This window comes from Shewanella kaireitica, assembly GCF_023284045.1.
GTDB lineage: Bacteria > Pseudomonadota > Gammaproteobacteria > Enterobacterales > Shewanellaceae > Shewanella > Shewanella kaireitica.
Genome location: NZ_JAKIKQ010000011.1, coordinates 77,746 through 92,342, shown reverse-complemented (window position 1 = coordinate 92,342; position 14,597 = coordinate 77,746). Strand labels below are relative to the sequence as shown.

The 14,597-nt window shown below is 44.2% G+C and carries 11 protein-coding genes; 3 read left to right on the top strand and 8 right to left on the bottom strand.

The genetic code is table 11. The features are described from left to right. The first annotated feature begins 123 nt into the window (after nt 1-123). Together L2730_RS14125 and L2730_RS14120 are read left to right on the top strand one after the other, a co-directional pair. A complete protein-coding gene (locus tag L2730_RS14125) occupies nt 124-2,775 on the top strand; it encodes a parallel beta-helix domain-containing protein (RefSeq protein ID WP_248975181.1) in 2,652 nt (883 codons plus the stop codon). Between the two features lie 102 nt (nt 2,776-2,877). After that, nucleotides 2,878-4,065 carry an SO2930 family diheme c-type cytochrome gene (locus L2730_RS14120; protein WP_248975180.1) on the top strand — a complete coding sequence of 396 codons (1,188 nt, stop codon included), beginning with the start codon at nt 2,878-2,880 and terminating at the stop codon, nt 4,063-4,065. A gap of 37 nt (nt 4,066-4,102) precedes the next feature. Here L2730_RS14120 and L2730_RS14115 read toward each other — a convergent pair whose 3' ends face one another. From L2730_RS14115 to L2730_RS14105, 3 genes are all read right to left on the bottom strand, one after another. Continuing rightward, the gene (locus tag L2730_RS14115; RefSeq protein ID WP_248975179.1) at nt 4,103-5,149 is read right to left on the bottom strand and encodes a helix-turn-helix domain-containing protein; all 1,047 of its coding nucleotides are present in this window, start codon (nt 5,147-5,149) and stop codon (nt 4,103-4,105) included. A 132-nt stretch (nt 5,150-5,281) separates the two neighbouring features. Then, the gene (gene sohB / locus L2730_RS14110) at nt 5,282-6,313 is read right to left on the bottom strand and encodes a protease SohB (RefSeq protein ID WP_248975178.1); all 1,032 of its coding nucleotides are present in this window, start codon (nt 6,311-6,313) and stop codon (nt 5,282-5,284) included. A 408-nt stretch (nt 6,314-6,721) separates the two neighbouring features. Then, nucleotides 6,722-9,208: a VolA/Pla-1 family phospholipase gene (locus tag L2730_RS14105; RefSeq protein ID WP_248975177.1), complete on the bottom strand. Its 2,487-nt coding sequence runs from the start codon at nt 9,206-9,208 to the stop codon at nt 6,722-6,724. Nucleotides 9,209-9,470: 262 nt separating this feature from the next. Here L2730_RS14105 and L2730_RS14100 point away from each other — a divergent pair, with 262 nt between their 5' ends. Then, nucleotides 9,471-10,208, top strand: coding sequence for a YciK family oxidoreductase (locus tag L2730_RS14100; protein WP_248975176.1), 738 nt, complete (start codon nt 9,471-9,473; stop codon nt 10,206-10,208). 370 nt (nt 10,209-10,578) lie between these two features. On the opposite strand, the gene rluB is transcribed toward L2730_RS14100, so the two are convergent. The 5 genes from rluB to rnm form a co-directional block, all read right to left on the bottom strand. Further along, the gene (rluB, locus tag L2730_RS14095; RefSeq protein WP_020912062.1) at nt 10,579-11,451 is read right to left on the bottom strand and encodes a 23S rRNA pseudouridine(2605) synthase RluB; all 873 of its coding nucleotides are present in this window, start codon (nt 11,449-11,451) and stop codon (nt 10,579-10,581) included. Beyond that, nucleotides 11,444-12,040, bottom strand: coding sequence for an SMC-Scp complex subunit ScpB (scpB, locus tag L2730_RS14090; RefSeq protein WP_248975175.1), 597 nt, complete (start codon nt 12,038-12,040; stop codon nt 11,444-11,446). Before scpB ends, rluB begins: the two co-directional genes overlap by 8 nt. Nucleotides 12,041-12,052: 12 nt before the next feature. After that, nucleotides 12,053-12,841 (bottom strand): segregation and condensation protein A, encoded by a 789-nt coding sequence (locus tag L2730_RS14085; protein ID WP_020912060.1) that lies wholly within the window; start codon nt 12,839-12,841, stop codon nt 12,053-12,055. An 83-nt stretch (nt 12,842-12,924) separates the two neighbouring features. Continuing rightward, nucleotides 12,925-13,545, bottom strand: a complete 621-nt coding sequence (locus L2730_RS14080) for an L-threonylcarbamoyladenylate synthase (protein WP_248975174.1) — start codon at nt 13,543-13,545, stop codon at nt 12,925-12,927. Continuing rightward, entirely contained in the window at nt 13,542-14,414 is an 873-nt protein-coding gene (gene rnm / locus L2730_RS14075; protein ID WP_248975173.1) for an RNase RNM, read from the bottom strand. Before rnm ends, L2730_RS14080 begins: the two co-directional genes overlap by 4 nt. Nucleotides 14,415-14,597: the final 183 nt, after the last annotated feature.

Here is a 14,597-nt window from a genome sequence, read left to right as displayed (position 1 = left end):
ACTGTGGTTTAAAAAGCATTTGATAACACAATGTTGCAAACTTGTTGTCCGAATTTCACATTGCTTATCTGGTACGTCAGTGCAATCTAAGAGGCGCATAATAAAAATAATTCTGGAGACGCTATGCTCAACAAGAAACCTTCATGGCTAATGCCATCATTAATCGCCACTGCAGTCGCAATAAGCTTGGGGGCTTGTTCTTCTGACGATGACGACACCATCACAAAAATCGAAACCCCACCGGTTGTGACCCCTGAGCCTGAAGGGCCTTCATTTCCTGAAGGGGCAATAATGATTGAAGATGGTGAAAACCTCACTATCCGCATTCAAGAAGCACTCATTAATGCCCAAAGTAACGACGTTATCGTTCTGCCAAAGGGCACATTTGAAATTGAATCAACATTACTCTTTGATGGCGATGTCGACGGTGATGGCAGCTTTGCCAAAAACATCACTATTATGGGCTATGGCCAAGACGAAACCGTGCTCGATTTCTCTAAAGCCAACTCAGGCGACGGTATATTCGTTCAAAATGCAGTCAATATTATTATTCAAGACCTTTCGGTCAATGAAGCGAAGAATAATGGCATCAAGCTTAAAAATACCAACGGTATCATCTTACGCCGTTTGGCAACAATCTGGGAAGGTGAGCTTGATGAAGGCAACGGCGCTTATGGTCTCTACCCTGTAGAATGTGAAAACATTCTCATTGAAGACACTTATGTGCGTGGTAGTGCCGATGCGGGTATTTACGTCGGTCAATCGCAGTACATTGTTGTAAGACGTAACATCGCTAAAGAGAACGTTGCAGGTATTGAGATAGAAAACTCAAAGTATGCAGACGTATACGATAACGAAGCGATGGGCAATACCGGCGGTATTTTGGTATTCGATCTACCAATCAACAACCATAGATACGGCTCTAGCGTTCGTATTTTCAATAACAAGGTCTACGATAACAATACCAAGAATTTTGCCAATGCTTCCGCCAACCCCGCAGGTGTTCACATCGTGCCACCGGGCACGGGTATGATTATCCTTTCAACTGACGATGTTGAAATATTTAATAATGAAGTCAACAACCATGACACGATGGGGATCACCATTTCGAGCTTCTTTATTGCCGAGCCTGATATGAATGCATTTGTCGGTAACTATGGTCAACCGGGGCAGCCGATTGAAGATGGCTGGCGCCCAACCCCACGTAATATCTATATCCATGATAACGTCATCACAGGGTACGGCCAAAAGCCAAATGGCTACCTCATTGATGACATCATTAAAGCTTACCTATTCACTCACGGGGCTTTTCCGGGGGTGTTATACGATGGCTTAGGCGAAATGCTCTCTAATAATGGGACTGCGGCTTATCTAGGATTACAGGAGATGCCATTTGCGGCTGACGGCAGTGACAATGTCTGTGCCAGCGACAATGGCGATGTCTCTTTTGGTCGACTATATGCCAATGAAAATACCGATATTTCAATTCCTGAAGTTCTGTATGAAAAGACTCAAGATAAACTCATGAACTGTGCTCAGGTAAGCTTGCCCGTGCATACCGTCACCTTTGGTGATCAAATCTTTGGTTGTGGCGTCGATGACGATGTTGAAGGCTGTGACGGTGGTAACTTAGTAGGCGGTGGCGGCTCAATAGGAGAGGACGAAGGCGGATTAGTCGGTGACGGTGATTTAGCTCTGTGTAAAGCAGAAGGTAGTAATGCCTCTTGGGATGCGCTTCTAAAAGCTAACTGCCCTAATCTATCAGACTACAATCTTTTTGCTGATGCAAAGAACCCTGACGATGCGCCTAACTCTGGCGGTTTACCTTATGACTTAAATACGCCGCTGTTTACCGATTATTCAAGCAAGTATCGTTATGTGTTTGTACCTGAAGGCGAAAAAGCAGACTACTCGGCAATGGAGTCACTGGATTTTCCAGTAGGAACCGTTCTGGTAAAAACCTTTGCCCTTCCCGCAGATACCAGCAAGCGTGGCTTAGACAACGAAGATTTAGTAGAAACTCGATTACTCATCCACCGTGAAACAGGTTGGACTGCACTTCCTTACGTATGGAATGCAGAAAAAGCAGATGCTGTACTTGCAAAAGCAGGCGCAATTCAAGCTAAAAAAGTCATGCATAACGGTGAGTCAATGGACTTTGATTATGTCGTACCAAGCATGAACCAATGTAAACAGTGTCATCAGTTTAAACCCGACGCTGATAGTCCTGCTAAGTTTGTCCCTATCGGGCCAAAAGCTCGCTTACTTAACAAGGATTTTGCCTACAGCGACGGCAGCATGAACCAGTTATTGAAGTGGCAATCAGCGGGCATTCTGCAAGGCGTACCAGATGTCGCCACTATCGATACTGTTCCAGCATACAATGATGGCGATGAATCGAGTGTGAGCAGCCTTAGCGATGATGCGTTAATGAAGACAGCTAAAGGTTACTTAGACATTAACTGTGCTCACTGTCATCGCCCTGAAGGTAATGCCTCTAATACCGGCTTAAAGCTGGAGTACTGGAGAGCATATGCTGAAGATGCGGGTTTATCGCACGGTACTTGTAAGTCACCCGTTGCTTATGGTGGTGGTTCTCTTGGCTTTGATATTGTTCCGGGCAGCCCTGAAGAGTCTATCTTACATTTCCGTATGGAAACCAACAATCCAGGTGACAGAATGCCTGAGATTGGTCGTAGTCTCTCGCACGCAGAAGGTGTTGCGTTAATCAATGAGTGGATTAAGCGCCTACCAAGCGCATCTTGCTCAAGCTAAATGGAATGACTTAAGAAGGCCGGTTAATCCCGGCCTTTTTTATTCCATCAATTCAGCGAGTTTTTCATGTGAGTATTATCAAGTAAATTGATTGGGTAGCTTATGGATAAAATAGCAATATTCATTTTAATCTTGTCGTTAAGCGCGTGCGGTGGCTCAGATGATTCAACTGAGCAAGTTGTTGAACAAACACCAACAACGCCAGATGTGCCAATCACAGAGCCTCCAGTATCAGTCTGTGACAATACGACGAGCGAAGTTAACTGGGATGCCTTAATGACTGAGGACTGCCAAAGCCTCTCCCAATATGGACTATTTGTAGATCCGAGTGTACCGACATCCGATCCAGTAACGCCAGGAATGGCGTACCAGCTATCGACGCAGCTATTTTCTAATTACGCCAACAAACACCGCTTTATTTTCCTGCCTCAAAGCAAACAAATTAGCTACCACCCTACAGCGACCTTTGAGCTCCCAGTAGGTACCGTACTGGTGAAAACGTTCTCCTTACCTTTCGATACTCAAGTTGGCGGCGCCAACAATGAAGTACAAATAGAAACTCGGCTACTCATTCATCGAGAAGCTGGCTGGACTACCCTGCCTTATGTTTGGAATGGTGCAGAGGCGACACTGCAGCTAGCAGGTTTAGATGTGCCCCACAGCTTGAATCATCAAGGTGTGAGAGAGGTATTCGATTATCATGTTCCTAGTCGAGCCGAGTGTAAAATATGCCATCAATCTACGCTTGGCAGTGACAATCAAACCGCACTTATCAGGCCCATAGGCATAAAGGCCCATCTACTTAATCGTGATATCAATTATCAAGGTCAAAGCATCAATCAGCTGCAACTATGGCAACAACTCAACTTATTAAACGGCTTACCCGCTCTTAGTGACGTGGGGAAAACGGCAGAGATAAACGATCAAAGCGCTTCATTAACATCGCGAGCTAAGGGCTATCTGGATATAAACTGCGCTCATTGTCATAACGCAGATGGATTTGCCAGCATATCGGGGTTACGTCTTGGCTTTTATGTTGATCATACCAGTTATCAATATGGGATCTGTAAACAGCCCCCTGGTTGGGATGGTGGAAGCAAGGGCTTATCTTATGACATTATTCCAAGTGACGGTGAACATTCCATCGTGGTCTATCGCCAAGAGCTTAATCAAGCCAAAGACAGAATGCCGCCACTTGGACGCGCCATAGTGCATACCGAAGCAGTTGCTGTTATTAAAGAGTGGATTGACGCAATGCCAGCTAATATTGGTAATTGTCAGCATTTATGAAACCTAACAGTAAAGCAGTGATTAACAACAGAGCGACTCAATTCAAAGAGCCGCTCGCTCTGTCTTTACCTCGATTAAGGCGATGAAAATGCCCGGGAGGATGCCCTATCCAATGCTTAAAACTCTGTCTAAAATGGCTAACATCACCAAAACCCATCAGATCTGCTATCGACTCAATTGAGCGTTCACTCGACAAAATAAGATCGATTGCCATTTGGCAACGAACTTGATCAACCAACTTCTGATAACTTGTACCAGCGTTCGATAACCGGCGTCTTAATGTGCGGCTGCTGATATTTTGCGACAAAGCCATTGTATCCATGCTCGGCAGTTCAGGTGCACTTTCTCTTAACTCTGTTAAGAGCGAAGAAATATAGGAATGACTAGGGTCGACAGTAATACCGGGCTCTGCGGCAGCGAAAGAGAATGTAATGGGTAAACTCAACAACTGATGCTCAATAGACCATTCAAAAAATTCGGCATCAAAACCAACTGACGCGCCTGTGCATGAGGCTAAAAAGTCGGCACAGCGTTTAGGTTCAGCCAAAGCGATCTCTTTGACATTCACCTCAATGCCAGTCAACTGTCGCGCAAAGGTCATCAAAGAGGCAATACTGTGCTGAAACTGGCAGCTGTATTTCTCAACGTTGAGCTTGTTAGTATTAAGCCACCTAACCTTAAGTAAACCCTCTTCGTTACGGATTAAGGTATCAGAAAAGCTCCCCACAAGTTCCGGGTGTGCAATGACAAACTCAAGGCATTCTCCTAAGGTCGTAAACTCAGTGAGATAACCCAATAAAAAACCCAAATCTTTTACTTGGTAGTCACTGGCCGCTTTAGCGCCGACCTCTGGATCTTGACTTAAGTTCTGCAAAAACGTCATGGCGTAGTCGACTTGCCACACATAGACAAATTGACTATGAACCAACTCATTTTCACCAACGCCTATCTCTTGGTACAGTTGTTCTACAACCTCTATACCAAATTGTTTCTTCAAGTAGCTGAGCAGGTTTCTTAATTCATAAGCAGGATAAGACTGATCGCCCACCATCAGGTGTGGTTTGTAGCTGCAAACTTTATGCATTTGACTCCGCTTAATAATGAAGAACTAAAGCTAGTTTTAGCGGATTTGAATACGAATTAACAGCCCATCAGCTGTTTTTAGCCATAAAAAAACCTGCTTCTGCAGGTTTTTTTATTCAACTGCCACTAATGATTATTTAAGTGGTTGGTTCTTTTCTGCAAATTTGTTAAAAATGGCATTGAAAGACAAAGATGCACCATGGGCAATCTTATCAGACAGTTTCTTCTTAAGCTGATAACTCACTTTAACGACAGTGCGCTCGTTGGCAAGCTTTAGGATCACGTCATCACTGGTTGCCACTTCATCAATCAGGCCAAGCTCAATTGCTTGCTGACCATACCAATGCTCGCCAGTAGCCACTTTAGCAATATCAAGTTCTGGTCTGTACTTAGAAATGAACTCTTTAAACAGCACATGTGTCTCTTCAAGCTCTTTTTGAAACTTTTCACGCCCTTCATCAGTATTTTCACCAAAAATGGTCAGAGTGCGTTTGAAGTCACCTGCAGTATGCTGCTCATAATCAATATCATGCTTTTTAAGCAAACGATTAAAGTTAGGCACTTGGGCAACCACCCCTATAGAACCAACGATAGCAAACGGCGCTGCGTACACCTTGTTAGCCACACAAGCCATCATGTAACCGCCACTAGCCGCCACTTTATCAACACAGATTGATAATGGAATTTCGGCTTTTCTTAATCGATCGAGCTGGCTCGCTGCCAAACCATAGCCATGCACCATACCGCCGCCACTTTCAACATTAACAATGACTTCATCGCCTTTGTCGGCAATAGTTAAAATTGCACTTATCTCTTCACGAAGAGAGGCTACTTCTCCGGCATCAATGCTGCCCTTGAAATCGATAACAAAGACTTTAGGTTCACTCGCAGGCTCTTTAGTGTCTTTTTGCGCTTTCTCTTTGTCTTTTTCGTCTGCTTTTACTTTTTTCTCATAGGCTTTAAACGCCTTCTTAGACAGCAACTCTTCTTTGAGATCATGTTTCAGTGTTTTTAAGTCATCACTGATATTGGTAATTTTCAGTTCACCTTTCTCAGTTTTGTGTTTAATCGTTGATGCTAAAACCACAATCACAACAGCCAGAATTGACACGACTATCGTCACCGCTTTGGCTAAAAACAAGCCGTATTCGTACAAAAATTCCAAAATATTCTCCAACTAAATCGATTGTTGTTCTCATTTATACCAATTGCATTAAGTATTTGGCCAGTTCAGAGTCCCTCAGTCTTTTCAATTCAAAGCGCATTGGTAAAGAAATGGTTATTCCCTTTTAAGCCAATGCAAAGCAGAAGTGGAAAGACTGAGGGCCCCGCGTAGTGCGGGTTTCAAAACGCTGTATGCTTCGCTATGGATTTGGGTATAGAATAACTATTAGCTCAAATCCCACTACTTACCTACAACGTTTTGAATTCCCGCTGAATGGTCAAACTTTTAATGCAATTGGTATTATTGCCCGCTATTCTAGCAGCCTATGTCGCAATTAAAAGTGTAATTAAAATTGCCAATAAAAAACCCAGCAAAAGCTGGGTTTTTTAAGCTGTTAAACAGTCAATATTACATACAAGGTTGTACTACCATTTTCGCTGCATCGGTGCCAACAACCAAACCTAAGTAGATAGTTGGGCTAACCGCATCAGGTAAACCAGCACTGTATGAGAAGAATGCTGCTTGTGTTTGCATCTCAACCGTAGCTACATCTTCAAGTCCATCTGTAACCCCGTCAATTGGGCTAGGGTCAATAATTGAACTGTGATGCCCTTTAGTAAACCTCACTACACCAGAGCCTACAGTGGTTCTATCTACACAGGCAAGACCTAAGTTTTCAATTAGCGGCTCAGTACCAGAAATTGGGTAGCCAGGTACACGGTTAGGCAAAACTTGGTCAGGCAAGCTGTTAGCACCATCGCCAACCACTTCAATTAAGTGAATAGGCAACCCCGTAGCTTTAAGCATCGCAGCATGGTTAATCGGGTCTGCGCTATCAACCGCAGTTTGCACAGCAAAGGCAAACGTTGGTAAGAAAGCATCATAAACCGACTTAACCAGTGCATCGTACTCAGGCGTTCCGACTTCGTAGCCAAGATCTTTATTTGCTTCTTCAACTAACTCAAGGAAAGCATCCGTCGTGACGATGTTGTCAAATAACAATGGACCAAAAGTCGCTGAACCAATAAAGGTTCCTGCAAAGCCGCCTGATGGTGCGACAAGTGACGCAGCATTGAGCGCATAAACAGAACTCAAGTCAGCACCGCTTGGATGCGTAAGGCCAGTGCTTGCATAAGTTGCAAAATCAGTACCGACAATTGCGCCAAGACTTAGGCCTTGTGCACTAATTTGGTTATTATCAAATACCTGTGGAGCACCAGCTGCAGCCAATTGTCCAGCATAACCAGTAAGCGCAGCACGTACGGCTAAATGATCAAACGTCGCTTGACGGAAGTTATCACGTACACTCAACGTACTAGCAATGTTAATAAAAGCTAATGGATTACCCAGTGAGAACAGTGTTTCATCGCCAACAACCGCACCGTAAGCAGGATCTGAAGCCGAAACAGTATATGCCCCAGGAACAATTAAGTCCTTCCCAAATGAACGTGCACCGTGTAGTGGCATATCGATAGCAACCGTTGCCACACCTAACTCACCATAAGTCCCCGCGTACGCAAAGGCCATCTCTTTACCGCCACCGAGACCATGCATAGCCATAGTTGTTGGCCAACCCGTTGCGGGTGCAGGTGCAAAGTTAGGTACAGTCATCTGTACAGGAACTAACTCATAATTTTTAATCTGTGGGATAGGGTTAAACTTAGTTAAATGACGCGCCTTATCAGCAGGAGTACCATCATCTAAATTCCACAATTTCCCTGCAAGCATGGTTGGGTCGCTCAATGCTGCAACTGGATCTTCAATGCCATTTGCAATCGCTTGAGCAAAGTAGTTTTCTTGACTCAAGGTACCCATTTGTAATGCAAGCAATACCGATACAGGGCTATCGTAAGCCGCTTTCCACATTCCATTAATCGTTGGGTTTAGATCTGCATCTAAACACTGGGTAGACGAACAATCACCGTAAACGGGTAATTTAAGTTCTGCCTTCCAAAGGTTAACTTTACTCGCACCTTCAAAAGCAGGATGCTCTGGCGGCATCATTAATGCCTGCGCCAAAGTGTACCCAGTATCTGTAGGTGGCATTGTAAACTCTGGTTGGTAGCCAGGCTGCCCTGCAATTAGCAACTTTGAAACTTCATAAACATCGGCAACTGACTGCGTGGTAAATAAACCAGAATAACTTACTGATTCAGCATCCGGCCCACCCGCTGCAGCCATACCTTTTTCATAGCTATTGACAGCCGCTTGCAACAATAATTGCTCAGGTGTTTCTAACGGTTTAGTGTCAATATCCAATTTTAACAATGAATAGGTCGCAGATGGTGCAATTGCGCGACCAGCTGAATCTTGGACAAGGTTGGTTGTCGCATAAATATAAGATTGCTTAGCCTTTAAAGGTTTAAGCGGTACGATAACGACGCTATTTCCAGAGGTTGTGGTAATAAAGTCAACGCCAAATTGTAGCTCTTCACCCACTTTACAAGCGGAAACATCTGGTGCACTGGTACACTCAGGATCTGATGATAACGCGCCACCGACAGTGGCTTCAAACATTCTCACCGCGCCAGGCTGTTCAACCGATGACTTACTCAAAGTTAATACCGTACCGTCATTATCGGTAGCGGGGGCAACCGCAATAGAAATTGGCGCTGTTGTTGACCAACCGTCTAATGCACCAAGCGCCATAGAGGGGTCAGTGTAGTCACTGCTGCCATCAGCCGCTTCATCAGGAATATTCAATGTGCCATCGAGCGTGCCACTAAAAAGAATGTCATTGGGTAATGGTAGTTCACCGTTACCAGGATCAAAGACCATAACTGATTGAGGGACCAATGGTTCCGTTTTGTCGACTAATTCGTTATAACTGTCTTCACTACAGGCGGTGAGACCCAATGCAGATGTGATTGCGACACCTAAAAAGAGCTTTTTCATCTTTTTTCCCCAAATCTTGTTGTAATAATTTTGTTTTCTCTTAGAAATTGGTCACAATAGTCAGCAATGTATGACCAATAGGGCTTATTGTTAGCCCTTAACTCAGTTCAAGTTAACGCAAAATTATTGACTTAGCTACATTTTTGTCACATTGCGTTAGCGAATAGCTGAGCAAAAATTAATCGTTTGTTTAAAACAGCTGTTTACCATATCAGCGACTCTAGAAGTGACGGGCGTTTGAGCTCAGAGGAAGTATTAACTCATGTTGGAATATCAAGCTGCAAAAGATTTACTAAATGGTAAAGTTATATTGGTAACCGGTGCCGGCGATGGCATAGGAAAGACTGCGGCGCTAACATACGCGCAGCACGGTGCAACGGTCATTCTTTTAGGTAAGACAGTAAAAAAACTTGAAGCCGTCTACGACCAAATTGAACAAGCTGGTTACCCGAAACCTGCTATTGTCCCGCTCGATTTGAAGGGGGCAACAGAACAAAATTACCTCGATATGGCAGAAACCATTGAAGAGCAGTTTGGTCATTTAGATGGATTACTGCATAACGCCAGCATGCTAGGTGTGCTTGGGCCGTTTGAACATATCACCATGAGTTCAGTTGAAGAGGTATTCAAAGTTAACGTTATTGCTGAAATTATGTTAACAAAAGCGCTATTACCAGTGATGCGCAAATCTGAAAGTGCTTCTCTTGTTTTCACTTCAAGCAGTGTTGGTCGCCAAGCCCGCTCATTCTGGGGCGAATATGCAATGTCTAAATTTGCAACGGAAGGCATGATGCAGGCGATTGCTCACGAGTATGAAGGCAGCAATATACGCACTAATAGCATAAATCCAGGGGCGACTCGCACCGGTATGCGTGCCAATGCTTACCCTGCAGAAAACCCGCAGTTACTCAAAAAGCCTGAAGAGATCATGCCAACGTACCTTTACCTAATGGGTAAAGACTCGGCAGACATCAATGGCCAGCAGCTTAATGCACAATAATCATTAATACCAATTGCATTACAAGTTTGACCATTCAGCGGGAATTCAAAACGCTGTAGGCAAGTAGTGGAATTTGAGCTAATAGTTATTCTATATCCAAATCCCATAGCGAAGCATACAGCGTTTTGCCAGTTTTGTTTAACCTCAGCCGCACTACGTGAGCCCCTCAGTCTTTCCACTTCTGCTTTGCATTGGCTTAAAAGGGAATAACCATTTCTTTACCGATGCGCTTTGAATTGAAAAGGCTGAGGGGCTCTGAACTGGCCAAATACTTAATGCAATTGGTATAAGTTCATAAATAAAGCCATAAAAAAGGCCGCTAATTAGCGGCCTTTTTTGATGTCACAATACTCGTAAGCGTTACTCTTGCTTATGAACGGCTACGGCTCGGCTTATTAGGCGTTGCTGTGGCTTTATGCTTACGTACTGCACGGCGTATTTTAGCACCGCGTACTTTTGCACGGGCAACACTGTGTTTATCAGTGCCTAAAATACTGCGAGTTTCTTCATCCATGCCTGCGGTTTGACGTAAGTAGTTAACCTGTTCAATAGGCAACTCTATCCAGCCACCACGAGGCAAAGATTTTGGTAACTCAATCATGCCATAGCGGATACGGATAAGGCGGCTAACTTGCACCTCTTGAGACTCCCAAAGACGACGTACTTCGCGGTTACGGCCTTCAGCTAAACTGACATGCCACCACTTGTTCATTCCTTCGCCACCAGCTGCTTTGACTTTATCAAAGCTAGCTGGGCCATCTTCCAGAGTCACACCCATACGTAAACGCTGGATACACGCATCATTCACTTCACCAAAGGTGCGCACCGCGTATTCACGCTCAACTTCATTTGAAGGGTGCATTAAGCGGTTGGCTAATTCACCATCAGAGGTGAATAACAACAGACCAGAGGTGTTGATATCCAAACGCCCTACCGCAACCCAACGTGAATCTCGGGTTTTAGGTAAGCGGTCAAATACTGTAGGTCGACCTTCAGGGTCTTTACGGCTACAGATCTCACCTTCTGGCTTATGGTAAGCAATAACACGACAAACCACATCTTCTTCAGACTTTATCGAAATGGCGCGTCCATCGATACGCACTTTGACATCTGATTCAACGCGATCGCCAAGACTTGCGATTTCACCGTCAACACTAATTCGACCTGCAGCAATCCATGCCTCCATCTCACGACGGGAGCCATGGCCTGCTCGGGCCAAGACTTTCTGCAATTTTTCACTCATTAGTAGACTCTTCTATTTTTTCTGGCGCACTTTTCACTGTCGAAAAAAGTGCATCCAATGATTCGGGATCTGACAGCGACGGTAGATCCGTGATGCTGTCCAACCCGAAGTATGACAAAAACTCTGTGGTCGTTGCATAAAGTGCCGGTCTTCCCGGTACCTCTTTATGCCCCACGACTTTGATCCAGTTTCTATCGTTTAAACTCTTAATAATTTGACTACTGATAGCAACGCCTCGAACAAATTCGATATCACCTCTAGTGACAGGTTGTCGATAGGCTATTACCGCCAATGTTTCAATGGTTGCGCGCGAGTATTTAGGCGCTTTTTCTTGCCATAATGGCTGCAAATACTGGCTTAGTTCAGAGATAGTCTGAAAACGATAACCACCAGCCACTTTAATCAATTGTACCCCGCGCCCTTCATAATCTTGCTGCAACTCTTCAATGGTCGCCTTAATTTTAGCTCGAGATACAGTAAACTCTGCGAGAACTGTCTCTTTAAGCGCCTTAATCGTCATTGGCTTTGCCAACACGAAAAGGCTCGCTTCAATTAATTGCTTTAGCTGCTCTGGATTAATCTGTGACAACGAAATAGATCCTTAGTACGCTCTAACATGTATAGTCGAAAAAGGTTCAGCTTGTACCAGTTCCACCAACAATTCTTTTACCAATTCCATTAACGCTAAGAAACTAACCACCACGCCACTGCGTCCCTCTTCAAAATCAAATAAAGCTTCAAAAGGTAAATAGGTTTGCGCGTTTAGCTTGGCCAAAATTTGTGTCATTCGCTCTCGTGTCGAAAGCACTTCTCGAACAACATGATGACTTTCAGTCGCTTCAATACGTTTAAGCACTGAAGAGAAAGCACGTGCAATTTCAGTTAATGAAACTTCAGGAGGTAATAATTCAGGCTTTATATTGGCTGCTGGAACCGCTTTTGCTTGAAATATGTCCCGCTCCATTCTCGGCAGAACATCTAACTTTTCCTGCGCATCTTTAATCACTTCATACGCTTTTAACTGACGGATTAACTGCGCACGAGGATCTTCTTCATCCTCATGTTCTACATCAGGTTTTGGCAGTAATAACCGCGACTTAATCTCAGCTAAGGTTGCTGCCATGACCAAATAATCAGCCGCTAATTCAACTTTGGCACCTTGAAGCAGATTGACGTACTCTAAATACTGTTGCGTTATCGCAAATATTGGTAGGTCAACCACATCAAGCTTTTGTTTACGAATGAGGTAAAGCAGCAGATCCAGCGGCCCTTCAAAGGACTCAAGAAATACTTCCAACGCTTCGGGGGGAATAAAAAGATCCTTCGGCATCACCTTTACAGGCTCACCTTGCACCATGGCTAAAGGCAATTCTTGTACAATTCCCTCCATCCTTCTACCCACTCTATTTCGCAAACGCGCGATTATACCCGTAAACAGCTATTGTTTAAAGTGATTATCGTCAACCGATATCCCTACAGAAAAGGGCTCACATCCCCAGCGCCTTCTCGTATCACCTCAATGTCACCTTCTGACATATCAATAACCGTGGTCGGTTTCTCACCTAAATAACCGCCGTGAATAATCAAATCAACCTGATGTTCCAAAACATCACGAATATGCTCAGGATCAGACTCAGTAAACTCTTCACCCGGCAAGATCAAACTGGTCGACATAAGTGGGGCATCAAGGGCTTCTAACAGCGCTAGCGCAATCACGTTGTCAGGTACACGAATACCTATGGTTTTCTTTTTCGGGTTTTGCAAACGCTTAGGCACCTCTTTCGAGGCTTTAAAGATAAACGTATACGGCCCAGGCGTATTGTGCTTTAGCACCCGATAAGCTTGGTTATCCACTCGAGCATAAGTCGCAAGCTCAGATTGATCTCGACACATCAAAGAAAAGTTATGGTCGTTATCTATCTGTCTAATTCGTGCAATTCTGCTCATTGCATCTTTGTCGCCCAATAAACAACCTAAGGCATAACCTGAATCTGTAGGGTAAACAATAACGCCACCCTGTTGAATAACATTTACCGCTTGGCTTATTAAGCGTGCTTGAGGGTTTTCCTCATGCACATAAAAAAACTGACTCATTGTGCTTCCTTCCATTTATCTGACTGCCAAACCCAGTTAACACCTTGGGGTTGGAACATATTTTTACCAAGCTCTATCCAGCTTCCCGGAAAATGAAAATCACTTCCTAGTGAGCACATCAAATTATTCACCACGGTGAGTGCGATCAGATTATTTCGATCGTCAATGGTCTGTTGACCTAACACAACCTCAATGGCATCACCATTTGCTTCTTTAAACTCTCGCACTAAACGCTTAAGCCATTTAGCCGATAGCTTGTAACCGCTTGGATGAGCCAGCACAGCAACGCCACCTGCTTGGTGGATAATATCAATTGCGCTGGCCATATCGCCCCAATTATTGGGCGCGTATCCCGTTTTGCCGCGTGCTAAATACTTCTTAAACACATTGGCTGTGGTGGTGGCATAACCCTTTTCTGCCAACCAACGAGCATAATGGCCACGGCTAATCGCGGCATCGCCAGCATAGAATTTTGCGCCTTCATATGCGCCCTCTATACCCGCTTTGGCGAGACGTTCACCAATTTCAAATGCTCGGGTCGCTCTTAATTCACGCTGGTGCGAAAGAAAGTCGACCATCGTTTGGTTTTCAATATCGACATTAAGCGCAACGATATGTATGTCGAAGCTGTTCCAACGGGTTGAAATTTCAACCCCATTAATTAGCTCCAACGGGGTTTCATGGTTATTGTTGTATTGGTGGGCTTCAGCCAAGCCATCGGTTGTATCATGGTCGGTAATAGCAAAAACTTGCACACCTTTGCTGATAGCGCGTTCGATCAATTCTGAAGGGGTAAGTTGGCCATCTGATGCAGTGGTATGGCTATGCAGATCAACCAGTTTTACTTCATTAATATTTTCATCTTTCATCCCCTTATAATACTTGAGTTTAACCTTGAAAGGGGATTTAAATAGCCATTTTGTAATCAGCTTGGTTAATAATGCCAACAAAGCTGAGTTAGATGTTATCAATAGCAGTGATACTCTCCAACAACAAAGCGGTCCAACACAGAGTTTTGTCTGCCTCTTGAATTGCTTTTTTAACTATCACTT

Coding starts and splice junctions, on each gene's coding strand:
- L2730_RS14085 (WP_020912060.1), bottom strand. CDS start 12,841: ATGGAGGGAATTGTACAAGAATTGCCTTTAGCCATGGTGCAAGGTGAG.
- L2730_RS14115 (WP_248975179.1), bottom strand. CDS start 5,149: ATGCATAAAGTTTGCAGCTACAAACCACACCTGATGGTGGGCGATCAG.
- L2730_RS14105 (WP_248975177.1), bottom strand. CDS start 9,208: ATGAAAAAGCTCTTTTTAGGTGTCGCAATCACATCTGCATTGGGTCTC.
- rluB (WP_020912062.1), bottom strand. CDS start 11,451: ATGAGTGAAAAATTGCAGAAAGTCTTGGCCCGAGCAGGCCATGGCTCC.
- L2730_RS14100 (WP_248975176.1), top strand. CDS start 9,471: ATGTTGGAATATCAAGCTGCAAAAGATTTACTAAATGGTAAAGTTATA.
- L2730_RS14120 (WP_248975180.1), top strand. CDS start 2,878: ATGGATAAAATAGCAATATTCATTTTAATCTTGTCGTTAAGCGCGTGC.
- L2730_RS14080 (WP_248975174.1), bottom strand. CDS start 13,545: ATGAGTCAGTTTTTTTATGTGCATGAGGAAAACCCTCAAGCACGCTTA.
- L2730_RS14125 (WP_248975181.1), top strand. CDS start 124: ATGCTCAACAAGAAACCTTCATGGCTAATGCCATCATTAATCGCCACT.
- rnm (WP_248975173.1), bottom strand. CDS start 14,414: ATGAAAGATGAAAATATTAATGAAGTAAAACTGGTTGATCTGCATAGC.